This window comes from Mesorhizobium sp. DCY119 (assembly GCF_003590645.1).
Lineage (GTDB): Bacteria > Pseudomonadota > Alphaproteobacteria > Rhizobiales > Rhizobiaceae > Mesorhizobium_M.
In genome coordinates this window covers 570,057-586,063 of sequence record NZ_CP031834.1, presented here as the reverse complement: position 1 = coordinate 586,063, position 16,007 = coordinate 570,057, and the positions used below count along the sequence as shown (strand labels likewise).

Sequence of the window (16,007 nt, the reverse complement as noted above, 5' to 3'; positions counted from 1 at the left end):
ATGCGTGTTGCCATCATCGATTACGGGTCGGGCAATCTCCGCTCGGCCACCAAGGCATTCGAACGCGCCGCGCGCGAGGCGGGGATTGCCGCCGAGATCGACCTGACGGCCGATGCCGAGCGCGTCCGCACCGCCGACCGCATCGTGCTGCCGGGCGTCGGCGCCTATGCCGATTGCCGCGCCGGGCTCGACGCAGTGCCGGGCATGACTGAAGCCATCGATGAGGTCGCGATAAAACAGGCGAGGCCGTTTCTCGGCATCTGCGTCGGCATGCAGCTGATGTCCGAGCGTGGTCTCGAAAAGACGATCACCCACGGCTTCGGCTGGATCGCCGGCGACGTGAAGGAAATCACCCCGTCCGACCCGGCATTGAAGATCCCGCAGATCGGCTGGAACACGATTCACGTGAAACATTCGCATCCGCTGTTTGACGGAATCCGGACGGGAGAGGGCGGTCTGCATGCCTATTTCGTCCATTCCTACCATCTCGATGCGACCAAGCCGGACCAGGTGCTGGCCGTTGCCGACTACGGCGGTCCGGTCACCGCCGCGGTCGCGCGCGACAACATGGCCGGCACGCAGTTCCATCCCGAGAAGAGCCAGGCGCTCGGCCTTGCCCTGATCACCAATTTTCTGAAATGGAAGCCATGATCCTCTTTCCCGCCATCGACCTGAAAGACGGCCAGTGCGTTCGCCTGAAGCTCGGCGACATGGATCAGGCCACCGTCTACAACGCCGATCCCGCCGCCCAGGCAAAATCCTTCGAGGATCAGGGTTTTGAGTGGCTGCATGTCGTCGATCTCAACGGCGCTTTCGCCGGCGAGAGCGTCAATGGCGCGGCCGTCGAGGCGATCCTCAAGGCGACGAAAAATCCGGTCCAGCTCGGCGGCGGCATCCGCACGCTCGATCATATCGAGAGTTGGCTTTCCAAGGGGCTTGCCCGCGTCATCCTCGGCACGGTCGCCGTGCGCGATCCCGGCCTGGTCATCGAAGCCTGCAAGAAGTTTCCGGGCAAGATTGCGGTCGGCATCGACGCCAAGGGCGGCAAGGTCGCGGTCGAGGGCTGGGCAGAGGCTTCGACGCTGGGCGTCATCGAGCTGGCAAAGAAATTCGAAGGTGCTGGCGTGTCGGCGATCATCTACACCGACATCGACCGCGACGGCATTCTCACCGGCATCAATTGGGATGCGACCATCGACCTTGCCGAAGCAGTCTCCATTCCGGTCATCGCCTCGGGCGGCCTCGCCTCGATCGCCGACATCGTGCGCATGACCATGCCCGATGCGACAAAGCTCGAAGGCGCGATCTCCGGCCGCGCGCTCTATGACGGCCGCATCGACCCGGCGGAAGCGCTCACAATTCTGAAAGCGGGGAAAGGTAGCCGGCGATGAAGCTTTCGCTCATCCTCGCACCCTATGACAGCGGCCATTATCAATCTGGCGTCGGACTGGGCCCTGAGGCTATCATCGCCGGCGGACTGGTCGAAGCGCTGACGTTGAGCGGGCACGACATTACGGTTGAGGATATCGGCAAGGTTGGCGACGAGCAGGGGCGCGAGATCGCGACCGGTTTTGCCGTCTGCCATGCCGTCGCGGCCAGGGTGGCGGCCAGCAAGGCCGCCGGGCGGTTCCCGATCGTGCTTTCCGGCAACTGCCTGACCACGACAGGCGCGGTTGCCGGAGACGGCGCCGATTCGATCATCTGGGCCGACCAGCATGGCGATATCAACACGCCCGAGACATCGACCTTCGGCTTCCTCGACGGCATGGCGCTGGCAACCGTGCTCGGTCTGTGCTGGCGCCCGATGGCGAATGCCATTCCCGGTTTCCAGGCAATCGACCCTTCGCGCTGCTTGCTGGTCGATGCCCGCGATCTCGATCCGGACGAAAAACGCCTTCTGGAAAGCCTGCCCGTCATCCGCGCAGAGTGCACGCAGGCGTCTGGCGCTGTCGGCAGGCTGAAGGCTGCCGGTGCCAGCCGCACGCATCTGCATCTCGACCTTGATGTCCTCGACCCGGATATCCTGCAGGCCAACCGCTACGCTACGCCGGGTGGCCCAAACCCCGACCAGTTGCGGCTGATGGCCTGCGGTGTTGCGCGGTTGATCCCGGTCGTCGGGCTGACTATCTCTGCCTACGATCCGGTATTCGACGCCAGTGCCGAAGCGCCTCCACTGGTTGGCAAGCTGCTCGTCGACTTCCTGGATACGCTGGAACGCAAGGACCGGGAGACCTGATGCAATGACCCTCAAAGCCCGCGTTATTCCCTGTCTCGACGTCAAGGACGCCCCGCGACGCCCGCAGCCGCGAAGCGGCGAGGACGCGCAAACAAAAATGGAGGCCGTCCTTTGACCCTCAAAGCCCGTGTCATTCCCTGTCTCGATGTCAAGGACGGCCGCGTCGTCAAGGGCGTCAACTTCGTCGACCTGATCGACGCCGGCGATCCGGTCGAGGCGGCCAAGGCCTATGATGCGGCCGGTGCCGACGAGCTTTGCTTCCTCGACATCACCGCATCGTCCGACAACCGCGAAACCATCTTCGATGTCATCGCCCGCACGGCGGAGCAGTGCTTCATGCCGCTGACCGTCGGCGGCGGCGTGCGCCAGGTGGCTGATATACGAAAGCTGCTGCTGGCCGGCGCCGACAAGGTGTCTATCAACACGGCGGCGGTGAAGAATCCCGATTTCGTCGCCGAGGCTGCCGACAAGTTTGGCAACCAGTGCATCGTCGTTGCCATCGATGCAAAGAAGGTCTCGCTACCGGGCGAGGGCGACCGCTGGGAAATCTTCACCCATGGTGGCCGCGAGAAGACCGGCATCGACGCTATCGAGTTCGCGCGAAAGGTCGTCGATCTCGGCGCCGGCGAAATTCTGCTGACCTCCATGGATCGCGACGGCACCAAGGCCGGCTACGATATCTCGCTTACGCGCGCGGTGGCCGATGCGGTGCGCGCGCCGGTGATCGCCTCGGGCGGCGTCGGCACGCTTGAGCACATGGTCGCAGGCATCCGCGATGGCCATGCCACTGCCGTTCTGGCAGCTTCCATTTTCCATTTTGGCACCTACACCATTGCGCAGGCCAAGGACTACATGGCAAAAGCAGGCCTGCCGATGCGGCTGGATGCTGCCGCGTGACCTCTCTCGCCGAGATGCGAATGACCGGTTTTTCCCTGGATGATCTCGAACGCATCGTCACTGAGCGCGCCCGTTCGGGCGATCCGTCGTCATGGACCGCCAAGCTCTTTACCCAGGGCATGGAACGCGCCGCCAAGAAGCTTGGCGAGGAAGCCGTCGAAACGGTCATCGCTGCCGTGAAGGGCGATAAACAGGACCTCGTTTCCGAAAGCGCCGATCTTCTCTATCATTGGCTGGTCGTGCTGGCGGTTGCCGGCGTGCCGCTGTCGGACGTGCTTGCGGAGCTCGAAAAAAGGACCGGCCAGTCCGGGATTGCCGAGAAAGCCTCGCGCAACCAAAGCTGAGGGTAAGCGATGGATCAACTCGCTCCGACCGTAAAATATTCGCCCTACCGGTTCTTTTCGGCCGAGCGATGGGCCGAATTCCGCGCCGATACGCCGATGACCCTGACGGCGGACGAGGTCAAGCGGCTAGGCTCGCTCTACGACCCGATCGATCTCGACGAGGTCCGCCGCATCTACCTGTCGATGTCGCGTCTGCTCTACGCCCATGTCGAGGCGAGCCAGTTGCTGTTTCGCCAGCGACAGGCCTTTTTCAGCGGCGACCAGGTCGCCAAGACGCCCTTCATCATCGGCATGGCCGGTTCGGTTGCGGTCGGCAAATCCACGACGGCCCGTATCCTGAAGGAGCTTCTCGGGCGCTGGCCGTCGAGTCCGAAGGTCGATCTGGTGACGACCGACGGTTTCCTGTTGCCCAACGAGGTGCTGCGCCGCGAGAACCTGATGGAGCGGAAGGGCTTTCCCGACAGCTATGATGTCGGCGCGCTGCTGCGTTTTCTGTCAGCGATCAAGTCGGGCCAGCGCGATGTTCGCGCGCCGCTCTATTCGCACCTGACCTATGACGTCATGCCCGGCGAGTTCGTCACCATCGATCGGCCTGATATATTAATCTTCGAAGGGCTGAATGTGCTGCAGCCGCGAGAGCTGCCGAAGGACGGCAACTTCGTCCCCTTCGTCTCGGATTTCTTTGATTTTTCGATCTATATCGATGCCGAGGAAGAGCTGATTCACAGCTGGTATATCAAGCGTTTCATGCGGCTGAGGGAGACGGCGTTCCGCAATCCCGAGTCTTTCTTCCATCGTTATTCGCAACTGTCCGAGGATTCCGCCAAGGCGATCGCCGAGGGCTTGTGGGGCAACATCAACCTGAAGAACCTCAGGGAAAACATCCTCCCGACCCGCCCGCGCGCCGACCTGATCCTGCGCAAGGGCGAGGATCATCTGGTCGAGGAAGTGGCGCTGAGGAAGCTTTAGAGTCTTTGCGGCCGCAACGCTGACGACCCCCTCTCCCCGCCTGCGGGGAGAGGGTAAGGGTGAGGGGCTGTTTTTCGCCAATGCTGACAGCCCTTTGGCGACGTGAAGCCAGAAATGAGAACGGCGGCTCTGGGCCGCCGTTCTGATGCAAACTTTGATGCCGTTCAGGCCTGCGCGATATCGGGGATGCGCAGCACCTGGCCGGGATAGATCTTGTCGGGGTGGGTCAGCATCGGCTTGTTGGCCTCGAAGATGAGCGTGTTCTTCGCGCCCTTGCCCTTGCCATACTGGGATTCGGCGATCTTCCAGAGATTGTCGCCTTTCTTGACTGTGTAGAAAACGGGCTCCTTGGCCGGCGTTGCCGCCGCAACCACCGCGTTCATGTCGACATTGCCGTCGAGCTTCAGCCCGCTCTCGGGCGCGACGACCTTCAACTCACCGGCCTCGACCTTGGAAACGCCGAGCGTGTTGCCGACCGCAATGATGGCCTTCTCGAAGACCGATTGGTCTGCCACGACGCCCTTGAGGACCGCCTTGTCGCCCTGGATTTCGACCTGAACCTTGTCGGTGCCGAGCTTGTGGGAATCGAGCTCCTTCTTCAGCGTTTCGGCAGTTGCCACTTTCTCATCGTCGTCGCCGAATCCCAGCTTCTTGCCGACATTCTTCACAAAATCGAACATACCCATGGTCAGTATCTCCTTGCTGCCGCATTGATCCGCAACGCGAATTTTGCATCTGTCGCGAGAAATTGAAAGCAGTGATTGAAATTCGTCACTCTCGGGCGGCCGGCTTGCTCAATCGTTTTCGACCTTGCCGCGCAGCTTCTTGACAGTGGAGCGGCCGGCCTTGGTTTTCAGCCGTCGTTCAACCGCACCCTTCGTCGGCTTTGTTTTCCTGCGCGGCTTTGGTGGCGGCTCGGCTGCCTTGGCGACGAGTTCCGTCAGCCGTGCGCGGGCGTCGGCCCGGTTCTGCTCCTGGGTACGAAAGCGTCCGGCTTCGATGACGATGACGCCATCCTTGGTCGCGCGCTGGCCGGCCAGCTTTATCGTGCGTTCACGCACACGCTCGCTCAGCCCCGGTGCGTTCCTGGCGTCGAAACGCAGTTGCACGGCGGTCGCCACCTTGTTGACGTTCTGGCCACCCGGGCCGGAGGAGCGGATGAAATTCTCCTCGAGGTCATCGGGGTGGATGACGGCTTCCTCGGCGATGATGATCTTTTCGTCGGCGCTCATGCGCTACTGATGACCCGCGTCGCGCAAAAAGAAAAGGCCCGGCAGAACCGGGCCTTTTCGAAGTGTGGTGAGGAAGAGCCTATTCGGCTGCATCCAGTATGCGCGGCGCGGCGCCCAGAACGCTGGCATCGACATGGGTTTCGAACTTGCCGAAATTGTCGATGAACATGTTGACGAGCTTCTTCGCCTGCTGGTCGTAAGCCTGCTTGTCGGCCCAGGTCGAGCGCGGATCGAGGATCGCGCTGTCGACGCCCGAAACCGTCACGGGAACCTCGAAGCCGAAATTTGCGTCGGTGCGGAATTCCGCGCCGTTCAGTGAGCCGTCGAGGGCAGCCGCAAGCAGCGCGCGTGTTGCCTTGATCGGCATGCGCTTGCCGGTGCCATAGGCGCCGCCGGTCCAGCCGGTGTTGACCAGCCAGCAGTCGACGCCGTGCGCGGCGATCAGCTCACGCAGCAGATTGCCGTACTCCGATGGGTGGCGCGGCATGAAGGGTGCGCCAAAGCAGGTCGAGAAGGTCGCTTCCGGTTCGGTCACGCCCTTTTCGGTGCCGGCGACCTTTGCCGTGTAGCCCGACAGGAAGTGATACATGGCCTGCGCCGGAGTCAGCTTGGCTATGGGCGGCATCACGCCGAAGGCATCGGCGGTCAGCATGATGATGTTCTTGGGATGGCCGGCGCGGCCGCTGGCGCTGGCATTGGGAATGAAATCGAGCGGATAGGCGCAGCGCGTGTTTTCAGTCAGCCGCCCGTCGTCGAAATCGGGAACGCGTGCCTCGTCGAGGATGACGTTCTCCAGCACGGTGCCGAAGCGTTGGGTCGTCGCAAAAATCTCAGGCTCGGCTTCCGCCGAAAGCCGGATCGTCTTGGCGTAGCAGCCGCCTTCGAAATTGAAGATGCCTTCCGGTCCCCAGCCATGCTCGTCGTCGCCGACCAGCGTGCGCGCGGGATCGGCCGAAAGCGTCGTCTTGCCGGTGCCGGACAGGCCGAAGAAGACGGCTGCGTCACCGTCAGGCCCTTCATTGGCCGAGCAATGCATCGGCATGACACCCTTGACCGGGAGGTGATAATTCAGCGCCGTGAAGACCGACTTCTTCATCTCGCCGGCATAGGAGGTGCCGCCGATCAGCACGATCATCCGCGTCAGGTCGACCGCGATCACGGTTTCCGTGCGGCAGCCGTACCGTGCCGGATCGGCGCGGAAGGACGGCAGGTCGATGATCGTCATCTTCGGCGTGAAAGCGTCGAGTTCGCTCGATGCCGGGCGGATCAGCAGGTTGCGGATGAACAGCGAATGCCAGGCATATTCGGTGACGACCCGCGTCGGCAGCTTCTGCGTCGCGTCAGCGCCGCCGATCAGATCCTGCACGAACAGGTCCTTGTCAGCCGCATGGGCAATGAAATCCGACAGCAGCAGCTCGAAATGCTCGGGCGACATCGGCTTGTTGTTGTCCCACCAGACATGCGGTTCGGTGGCCGCGTCGCGCACCACGAACTTATCCTTGGCTGAGCGTCCGGTGTGCTGGCCGGTCTCCGCCACGAGGGCTCCATGCGCGGTCAGCTTGGCTTCGCCGCGCCGAATCGCTTCCTCATAAAGCGCTGCGGCACCGAAATTATAATGCACGGTGCCTGAGGTGTTCAGGCCGGATTTGTCGATCCCGAAATTCGGGTTTCGTTTGCCGGTCTCGCTCATGCGCAGCTCTCCATCCATAACAAGGGCGCCAATGTTCGGGCACATGACCCGCCGTCATATTCCTCCTCTCATGGAGGGCAATTGTGGTCAGAAACAGAAAAGGTAAGTAATTTCAAATCTTTAATCGATTTAAAAATTTTGAAAATATTTTAAATCGTTTATATCCAATGAAAGATGCTAGGGTTGCACAATAAGCATGCAATTTTTAATCTGGCATTCAGGCGAAGCCGGGTCGCCAAGAGGGAGTATGCGGGCAGGGTCCATGCGACAAGGAGCGGCGGCGGTGCCACATTTTGTACCCAATTTGTCCGCCAATAGCCCCTTCCGACGCAAGAAGGGACACTCCGCACATGAGGGAGCCGCTTGATATGGCAACAATCGCGCTTGTCGATGACGACCGCAACATTCTGACTTCGGTTTCGATCGCGCTGGAATCCGAGGGATATCGCGTCGAGACCTACACCGATGGCGCATCCGCGCTCGAGGGGCTGGCGGCTCGCCCGCCGAACCTCGCCATCCTCGACATTAAGATGCCGCGCATGGATGGCATGGAGCTTCTGCGCCGCTTGCGCCAGAAAACCGATCTTCCGGTCATCTTCCTCACTTCGAAGGATGATGAGATCGACGAATTGTTCGGCCTCAAGATGGGCGCCGACGATTTCATCCGCAAACCGTTTTCGCAGCGTCTGCTGGTCGAACGCGTCAAGGCGGTGCTGCGTCGCGCCAGCGCCCGGGATGCGGCCGCCAAGACGCCGAGCCAGCAGGCCCGTTCGCTCGAGCGCGGCCAGCTCGTCATGGACCAGGAGCGCCACACCTGCACCTGGAAGGGCGAGCCCGTCACGCTCACCGTCACCGAATTCCTCATCCTGCATTCGCTGGCGCAGCGCCCCGGCGTGGTGAAAAGCCGTGATGCCTTGATGGATTCGGCCTATGATGAGCAGGTTTATGTTGACGACCGCACCATCGATAGCCACATCAAGCGCCTTCGCAAGAAGTTCAAGGCTGTCGATGACGATTTCGAGATGATCGAAACCTTGTACGGCGTCGGCTACCGGTTCCGCGAGGCATAACAGCCCGCGAACCGTCGGGCCATGATCCGGGAAGGCGGGAACCGGGTTCGGATCAGGCTCGCAGTGTGGAGCGCCCCGTCCCGGTTCGTGAGAACCGGTGAGGCTCCATGATCTGGGATTTGTGACTGCATGGCCATTGAGGTCGAGCTCAAGAAACCGGCAACGGCCTCACGCGGGCCGGGCAAGATGGCGTCTTCGCTTCTGCGGCGCGTGACCGTGCCGTTGCGCCGCTTTCTCGGCCATCATGTCTTCTCCAGCCTCACGCGCCGCATCCTTTTCCTCAACCTTGCCGGCCTGGCGGTCCTCGTCATCGGCATCATGTATCTCAACACCTTTCGCGACGGGCTGATCGACGCCCGCGTGGAAAGCCTGATGACGCAGGGCGAGATCATCGCCGGCGCGATCGCCTCCTCGGCCACGATCGAGACGGACACGATCAGGATCGACCCGGAAAAGCTGCTCGAGCTTCAGGCCGGCGAAAGCCTGGGGCCGGGATCGGACCAACTCGACAGCCTCGACTTTCCGATCAACCCGGAGCGCGTGGCGCCGGTTCTCAGGCGGCTGATTTCGCCGACGCGGACGCGCGCGCGCATCTACGACCGCGATGCCAATCTGCTGCTCGACTCCCGGCATCTCTATTCGCGCGGGCAGATCCTGCGCTACGATCTTCCGCCGGTGCAGGAAGAGGAGCCCGATTTCCTGGAGCGCGTGCAGAAGTTCGTCTTCGACCTGTTCCGCAACGGCGACCTGCCGGTCTACCGCGAGCAGCCCGGCGGCAATGGCGCATCTTTCCCTGAAGTGATGAGCGCGCTGACCGGCAGCCCGTCGACGATCGTCAGGGTTAGCGAGCAGGGCGAGCAGATCGTCTCGGTCGCGGTTCCCATCCAGCGCTTCCGCGCCGTAATGGGCGTGCTGATGCTGTCGACCGAAGGCGGCGACATCGACAAGATCGTGGCTGCCGAGCGCAAGGCCATCCTGCGCGTCTTCGGCATCGCTGCCCTGGTGACGGCGATCCTTTCGATGCTGCTTGCCTCGACCATCGCCAATCCGCTGCGTCGGCTTTCTGCTGCCGCCGTGCGCGTGCGCCGCGGCGTCAAGAATCGCGAGGAAATCCCCGATTTCTCCGATCGCCAGGACGAGATCGGCAATCTTTCCGTCGCCGTGCGCGACATGACCAATGCGCTCTACGCCCGCATCGAGGCGATCGAGAGTTTTGCCGCCGACGTCTCGCATGAACTGAAGAACCCGCTGACATCGCTGCGCAGCGCCGTCGAAACCCTGCCGCTGGCCAAGAACGAGGCATCGCGCGGACGCCTCATGGAAGTCATCCAGCATGACGTGCGGCGTCTCGATCGGCTCATCACCGATATCTCGGACGCTTCGCGTCTCGATGCCGAGCTTGTGCGTGAAGACGCCGCCAGGATCGACCTGAAGAAGTTCATTTCCGATCTCGTCGCCGTCTCCCAGGATGCCGGTCGTCACAAGCGCAAGGTCGGCATAGAATTCAGGCCGGCGAAGCTGCCGCAGGGCGTCAAAGGCTATTTCACGCTCGGCCACGACCTTCGCATCGGCCAGGTCATCACCAATCTGATCGAGAATGCCCGCTCTTTCGTTCCGGAAGAGACCGGCCAGATCACCATCTCGCTGGAGCGAGCCGGCAAGTTCAACATCGTCACGATCGACGACAATGGTCCCGGCATACGCGCTGACAATATCGACCGCATCTTCGAGCGGTTCTATACGGATCGTCCTTCGAGCGAGGCCTTCGGGCAGAACTCCGGCCTCGGCCTGTCGATCAGCCGGCAGATCGTCGAGGCGCATGGCGGCACCTTGAGTGCTGAAAACATTCCGGGTTCCAAGCCGGGCGACACCATGGGCGCGCGCTTCGTGATGACGCTTCCGGTCGAAGGCTGATCGTGGTTGCCACGAACCTTCACGGCACGGCACTTGTGCTTGGCGATCGCGGCGTTCTGATCCTGGGCGCGTCGGGATCGGGCAAGAGCACGTTGGCGCTCACCCTCATTGCGCAGTTTCAGGCAAGAGACCGGCTGGCCCGGCTGCTCAGTGACGACCAGGTGCTGATATCGGCGCGTGGCGGACGCTTGGTGTGCAAGGCGCCGCCGACGATCTGCGGACTCGTGGAGGTTTTCGGGCTGGGACCGAAGCCGATCGGCTTCGAGGAATGCGCTGTCATCGATCTTCTGGTGCGGCTCGTTTCGCCTGCTGAGACCGAGCGTCTTGTGGAAGACAGGTTCGAGGAAATGGCCGGCTGCCGGCTGCCCTGCCTGCTGCTTGCCGCGCGCAACGCCACTGGCGCTGCTCTTGCGGTCTCCGCCCGGCTTTCCTTGCCGCCTTTTTTGTAACTTGAGTGCATGTTCGTGGTGCGATGCGGCAAAATGGCCCAATTCCGAGCGTTTTAGGACTTGTCAACGCCCGCCGCGTCGACAAGATAGCGCTCCGCCGTCCGGCCATGCCGGGACAACCGGCCACAATACAATGCGCTCGTGAACGGGCCATGACGGGAGCCTAAGCAGAATGATCGGACTCGTGCTCGTGACGCACGGTCAACTGGCCGAGGAGTTCCGCAACGCCGTCGAGCACGTCGTCGGGCCGCAGGAACATTTCGAGACAGTTGCCATCGGAGCCGATGACGACATGGAGCAGCGTCGCCGCGACATCGTCGATGCCGTTGCCCGGACCGACACCGGTTCCGGCGTCGTGGTGCTGACCGACATGTTCGGCGGCACACCGTCCAACCTTGCCATTTCGGTGATGGAATCCGGTCGCGTCGAGATCATCGCCGGCATGAACCTGCCGATGCTGATCAAGCTCACCAGCGTGCGCAAGGGCGACAACATGGCGCTCGCCCTCGATGAGGCTCAGATGGCCGGACGCAAATACATCAATGTCGCCAGCCAGCTGTTGAGCAGCAAATGAGCAGTCTGCCCTTCTCTGCCAAGGATGGCCTGATCAGCAGGGAATTCCAGATCGTCAACCAGCGTGGCCTGCATGCCCGTGCCTCGGCGAAGTTCGTTCAGGTCGCCGGAGGCTTTCAGGCTGACGTCCGCGTCGAAAAGGATGGCACTTCCGTCGGCGGCACCTCGATCATGGGTCTGATGATGTTGGCGGCCAGCCCCGGCTGCTCGATCCGTGTCACCGCCAGCGGCCCGGAGGCGCAGCAGGTGATGGATGCGCTCGAAGCGCTGATCTCGGCGCGTTTCGGCGAGGAAATCTGAACGCGGCGTTCGTTGCAGGATATGCACGAATAAAGATTTCTTTATATCCCATTGTCGATTTGACCGTGATCTGATAGTCACGCGGCATAATTGCGCCCGTTGTGAATATGGCTCCGGGTGCGCCTGCAAACCGTATTCACTGGAGCACTGCAATGTCTGGTAGCAAAGACTACATCGTTGCCGACCTTTCGCTTGCCGGCTGGGGCCGCAAGGAAATCGAAATCGCCGAAACCGAAATGCCGGGCCTGATGGCCTGCCGCGAGGAGTTCGGCAAGGAACAGCCGCTCAAGGGAGCCCGTATCACCGGCTCGCTTCATATGACGATCCAGACGGCGGTTCTGATCGAGACGCTGAAGGCGCTCGGCGCCGACATCCGCTGGGCCTCCTGCAACATCTTCTCGACGCAGGATCATGCTGCCGCCGCTATCGCCGAGGCCGGCATCCCGGTTTTCGCCATCAAGGGCGAGACGCTGGAGGAATACTGGCAGTACACCGACAAGATCTTCCAGTGGGCCGATGGCGGCACCTCCAACATGATCCTCGATGATGGCGGCGACGCCACCATGTACATCCTGATCGGCGCACGTGCCGAGGCAGGCGAGGACGTCCTGTCGAACCCCGGCAGCGAAGAAGAAGAAATCCTGTTCGCCCAGATCAAGAAGCGCATGGCACAGTCGCCCGGCTTCTTCACCAAGCAGCGCGAAGCGATCCGCGGCGTTACCGAAGAGACCACCACCGGCGTCAACCGGCTCTATCAGCTGCAGAAGAAGGGTCTGCTGCCCTTCCCGGCAATCAACGTCAATGACTCCGTCACCAAGTCGAAGTTCGACAACAAGTATGGCTGCAAGGAATCGCTGGTCGACGGCATCCGCCGTGGCACCGACGTGATGATGGCCGGCAAGGTCGCCGTCGTCTGCGGTTACGGCGATGTTGGCAAGGGTTCGGCTGCGTCGCTCAGCGGCGCCGGCGCCCGCGTCAAGGTCACGGAAGTCGACCCGATCTGCGCCCTGCAGGCTGCGATGGACGGCTTTGAGGTCGTCACGCTTGAAGATGCGGCCCCCACCGCCGACATCGTCATCACCACCACCGGCAACAAGGATGTCATCACCCTCGACCATATGCGGGCGATGAAGGACATGGTCATCGTCGGCAATATCGGTCACTTCGACAACGAGATTCAGGTCGCCGCACTGCGCAATCTGAAGTGGACCAACGTCAAGCCGCAGGTCGACATGATCTCCTTCCCGGATGGCAAGCGCATGATCCTTCTGTCGGAAGGCCGCCTGCTCAACCTCGGCAACGCCACCGGCCATCCGAGCTTCGTCATGTCGGCGTCCTTCACCAACCAGGTTCTCGCCCAGATCGAGCTCTGGACGAAGCCCGGCACCTACCAGAATCAGGTCTATGTGCTGCCCAAGCATCTCGATGAAAAGGTGGCGCGCCTGCATCTCGACAAGCTTGGCGCGAAACTCACCGAGCTTAGCGGCGAACAGGCCGCCTATATCGGTGTAACCCAGCAAGGACCTTTCAAGCCGGAACACTACAGATACTGATTTGAATTAACCAAACTACTAGATGTTGAAGCCGGGCGATTGACTTTTCGCCCGGCTTTCTTTTTGCCGCATCAGCTTCTTCACGGCGATTCGCCCAGCTTGTATGTTGTTGTGATTCGCGACGTCTTGGGGCCCGGGGGCGGGGATCCGAGGGGCAGTATCAAGGCGGTCTTGCATTCAGGCGGCGGAGAGGAACAAGACATGCCGGGGGATAACCCGCTAGACGCGGGACAGGCCGTTACCGGCGGCCACGAGGATTCGAGCAAGGCTGCTTCAGTGGCAGGACTCTGGCCGGCTGGCATGCCGCGGTGGCCGGTGGCCCGTCGCCTTCTGGCTGCTACATCCGTGTTCGGACTGTCCTCGGTTGACGCTGCCCTGGCTCAGGCCGATGTGGTGGCGCGAAAGGCAGGTCTTTCGGTCAGCGCGGTCGAAGTCATGCAGCTCGCCGTCTTTGCCGGCGTCATGGGCGCGGCCCTCGTATCGGCCATTGTCCTGATCCGCGAGCGTGCCCGGATTTCCGCGGAAAATGTCGACCTGCGTGCCCGAGTCGCCGATCTGAATGCGTCGTTGCAGCGCTCCGACGCCTTGCTCAACCTGCGCGACCAGCGCGTCGTGGTATGGGCGAGCGAGAAACAGAAGCCCGAGCTGATCGGCTCTTTGCCGGCGGAAGCCGGCGCACCGGAAGAGCGCGCCGCGTTCCTGGCCTTCGGTCGCTGGCTGATGCCGCGCTCGGCCGCCGCCCTCGACCACGCGGTTGCCGCCTTGCGCGAAAAGGGCGCCTCCTTCGACCTCGTCGTCGAATCGCAGACCTCCGCGCCGCTGGAAGTTCAGGGCCGCAAGAGCCCGTCGCATTTCCTGGTCCGGTTCGTGGCGCTTTCCGAATCGCAGCGAAACCAGGCACGGCTGAAGCTGGAAAACCAGCGTCTCGCCGCCGACTACGACAACATGCTCGGGCTCATCGACGCCCTGAAGATGCCGTTCTGGATTCGGGCTGCCGACGGTCGCCTGAAATGGGTCAACCGCGCCTATGCAGAGGCGGTCGAGGCGTTGAATGCCGAAGCGGCTATGCGCGAAGGCAAGGAATTCCTTGGCACGCCGGCGCGCGAATCGATCGTGCAGCAGCATCTTGCCCACCCGGTGTTCGAACAGACGCTTTCGACCGTGGTGAAGGGCGACCGCCGGATGTTTTCGGTGACGGATTTTGCCGGCGGCGAGGGTTCGGCCGGCATTGCGCTCGACATGAGCGGTGTCGAGACCATTCGCGAGGAATATGAGCGCACGGTTCGCAGCCATGCCGACACGCTCGACCAACTCACCACGGCGGTGGCGATCTTCGACCCGCAGGAAAAACTGCGCTTCTTCAACCAGGCGTTCCAGAAGCTCTGGGATCTGGATGTCGCGTTTCTCGAGAGCGCGCCCGACAATGCCCTGCTGCTCGACAGGCTGCGCAGTGACGGCAAGATTGCCGAGCAGCCGGAATGGCGGCGCTGGAAGGAAAACCTGCTCGGCGCCTATCGCTCCGTCGATTCGCAGGAACATTGGTGGCATCTGCCGGACTCCCGCACCATCCGCGTCATCGCCAATCCGCAACCCAAGGGCGGCGTTACCTGGGTGTTCGAGAACCTGACCGAGCGCATGGACCTCGAAAGCCGCTACCACACCGCCGTGCGGGTGCAGGGCGAAACCCTCGACAATCTTGCCGAAGGTGTTGCGGTGTTCGGGCCTGACGGCCGTATACGCCTGTCCAACCCGGCTTTCGTCAACCTTTGGGGCCTGCCTGCCGAAACCGTCGAAGCGAAGACCCACATCTCGGCGATCCGCGCGCAATGCGATGCGCTGGCGGAAAACAGTCCCTGGCCGACCTTTGTGGCAGCCGTCACCGGTTTCGACGACGAGCGCCGCGACGGCAGCGGCCAGACGGAACTGAAGAACGGCACCGTCCTGCGCTATGCCGTCATCCATCTGCCGAACGGGCAGGTGATGATCACCTTCGTCGACGTCACCGACAGCGTCAATGTCGAGCGCGCGCTGAAGGACAAGAACGAGGCGCTGGAAAAGGCCGACCAGCTCAAAAACGATTTCGTCCAGCACGTTTCCTACGAGCTGCGCTCACCGCTCACCAACATCATCGGCTTTGCCGAACTGCTGTCGCTGCCGGCAACCGGCCCGCTGGCGCCACGCCAGCGCGAATATCTCGGCCATATCGGCTCGTCCTCGTCGGTGCTTCTGACCATCGTCAACGACATCCTCGACCTTGCTACCGTCGATGCCGGCATCATGGAGCTGGAGATCGCCGAAGTGCGCGTCGACCAGACGATCGCCGCAGCCGCCGAGCTGGTTGCCGAGCGTCTCGACGAACATGCGATCAAGCTGAAGATCGACGCCGCGCAGGCGCCAAAAAGCTTCCACGGCGATGAGACCCGCATTCGCCAGATCCTCTACAACCTGCTCAGCAACGCCGCCAACTACGCGCCCGAGGCAAGCACCATTTCGCTGTCCTGCCGGCAGACTGCGAACGGCGTCGAGTTCGCCGTGCACGACGACGGTCCCGGCATGGCGCCGGAGATTCTGGACACGGTGTTCCGGCGCTTCGAGCCGCGGGTGAACGGCGGCCGCCGGCGCGGTGCGGGGCTCGGGCTTTCGATCGTCAAAAGCTTCGTCGAGCTTCACGGCGGCTCGGTCCGGATCGATACCGGGAAGGATCGCGGCACCACCGTGATCTGCCTGTTCCCGACCACGCCCACCGGCGTCCGCGAAGCGGCGGAGTAGCGGTCTCCATG

16 protein-coding genes are annotated in these 16,007 nt (G+C 62.2%); 13 read left to right on the top strand and 3 right to left on the bottom strand.

What is annotated here, in order from left to right:
* From hisH to coaA, 6 genes are all read left to right on the top strand, one after another.
* Complete coding sequence (hisH, locus tag DZG07_RS02755; RefSeq protein WP_091915687.1) at positions 1 to 651, top strand: imidazole glycerol phosphate synthase subunit HisH; 651 nt, start codon at positions 1 to 3, stop codon at positions 649 to 651.
* Positions 648 to 1,391: a 1-(5-phosphoribosyl)-5-[(5-phosphoribosylamino)methylideneamino]imidazole-4-carboxamide isomerase gene (gene hisA, locus DZG07_RS02750; protein WP_119821331.1), complete on the top strand. Its 744-nt coding sequence runs from the start codon at positions 648 to 650 to the stop codon at positions 1,389 to 1,391. Before hisH ends, hisA begins: the two co-directional genes overlap by 4 nt.
* Positions 1,388 to 2,236, top strand: a complete 849-nt coding sequence (locus DZG07_RS02745) for an arginase family protein (protein ID WP_119814074.1) — start codon at positions 1,388 to 1,390, stop codon at positions 2,234 to 2,236. Before hisA ends, DZG07_RS02745 begins: the two co-directional genes overlap by 4 nt.
* A gap of 111 nt (positions 2,237 to 2,347) precedes the next feature.
* Entirely contained in the window at positions 2,348 to 3,133 is a 786-nt protein-coding gene (gene hisF / locus DZG07_RS02740; RefSeq protein ID WP_119814072.1) for an imidazole glycerol phosphate synthase subunit HisF, read from the top strand.
* Positions 3,134 to 3,153: 20 nt separating this feature from the next.
* Positions 3,154 to 3,477 (top strand): phosphoribosyl-ATP diphosphatase, encoded by a 324-nt coding sequence (locus DZG07_RS02735; RefSeq protein WP_119814070.1) that lies wholly within the window; start codon positions 3,154 to 3,156, stop codon positions 3,475 to 3,477.
* Positions 3,478 to 3,486: 9 nt separating this feature from the next.
* Positions 3,487 to 4,446: a type I pantothenate kinase gene (gene coaA, locus DZG07_RS02730; RefSeq protein ID WP_119814068.1), complete on the top strand. Its 960-nt coding sequence runs from the start codon at positions 3,487 to 3,489 to the stop codon at positions 4,444 to 4,446.
* A 164-nt stretch (positions 4,447 to 4,610) separates the two neighbouring features.
* Here coaA and lysM read toward each other — a convergent pair whose 3' ends face one another.
* The 3 genes from lysM to DZG07_RS02715 all read right to left on the bottom strand — a co-directional run bounded on the left by lysM (position 4,611) and on the right by DZG07_RS02715 (position 7,368).
* On the bottom strand, positions 4,611 to 5,132 hold the full coding sequence (gene lysM / locus DZG07_RS02725; RefSeq protein ID WP_119814066.1) for a peptidoglycan-binding protein LysM: 522 nt from the start codon (positions 5,130 to 5,132) through the stop codon (positions 4,611 to 4,613).
* Between the two features lie 108 nt (positions 5,133 to 5,240).
* A complete protein-coding gene (gene arfB / locus DZG07_RS02720; protein ID WP_091915674.1) occupies positions 5,241 to 5,678 on the bottom strand; it encodes an alternative ribosome rescue aminoacyl-tRNA hydrolase ArfB in 438 nt (145 codons plus the stop codon).
* Between the two features lie 79 nt (positions 5,679 to 5,757).
* The gene (locus DZG07_RS02715; RefSeq protein ID WP_119821329.1) at positions 5,758 to 7,368 is read right to left on the bottom strand and encodes a phosphoenolpyruvate carboxykinase; all 1,611 of its coding nucleotides are present in this window, start codon (positions 7,366 to 7,368) and stop codon (positions 5,758 to 5,760) included.
* 368 nt (positions 7,369 to 7,736) lie between these two features.
* Here DZG07_RS02715 and DZG07_RS02710 point away from each other — a divergent pair, with 368 nt between their 5' ends.
* From DZG07_RS02710 to DZG07_RS02680, 7 genes are all read left to right on the top strand, one after another.
* Positions 7,737 to 8,438, top strand: coding sequence for a response regulator transcription factor (locus DZG07_RS02710; protein WP_091915669.1), 702 nt, complete (start codon positions 7,737 to 7,739; stop codon positions 8,436 to 8,438).
* A 129-nt stretch (positions 8,439 to 8,567) separates the two neighbouring features.
* On the top strand, positions 8,568 to 10,352 hold the full coding sequence (locus DZG07_RS02705) for a sensor histidine kinase (protein ID WP_091915667.1): 1,785 nt from the start codon (positions 8,568 to 8,570) through the stop codon (positions 10,350 to 10,352).
* 2 nt (positions 10,353 to 10,354) lie between these two features.
* Entirely contained in the window at positions 10,355 to 10,801 is a 447-nt protein-coding gene (locus DZG07_RS02700; protein ID WP_091915665.1) for a serine kinase, read from the top strand.
* A gap of 172 nt (positions 10,802 to 10,973) precedes the next feature.
* Positions 10,974 to 11,375, top strand: a complete 402-nt coding sequence (locus DZG07_RS02695) for a PTS sugar transporter subunit IIA (RefSeq protein ID WP_091915663.1) — start codon at positions 10,974 to 10,976, stop codon at positions 11,373 to 11,375.
* A complete protein-coding gene (locus tag DZG07_RS02690; RefSeq protein WP_091915661.1) occupies positions 11,372 to 11,674 on the top strand; it encodes an HPr family phosphocarrier protein in 303 nt (100 codons plus the stop codon). Before DZG07_RS02695 ends, DZG07_RS02690 begins: the two co-directional genes overlap by 4 nt.
* A gap of 152 nt (positions 11,675 to 11,826) precedes the next feature.
* Positions 11,827 to 13,227 carry an adenosylhomocysteinase gene (gene ahcY / locus DZG07_RS02685; RefSeq protein WP_091915659.1) on the top strand — a complete coding sequence of 467 codons (1,401 nt, stop codon included), beginning with the start codon at positions 11,827 to 11,829 and terminating at the stop codon, positions 13,225 to 13,227.
* Positions 13,228 to 13,428: 201 nt separating this feature from the next.
* Entirely contained in the window at positions 13,429 to 15,996 is a 2,568-nt protein-coding gene (locus DZG07_RS02680; protein WP_119814064.1) for a PAS domain-containing sensor histidine kinase, read from the top strand.
* Positions 15,997 to 16,007 lie beyond the last annotated feature (11 nt).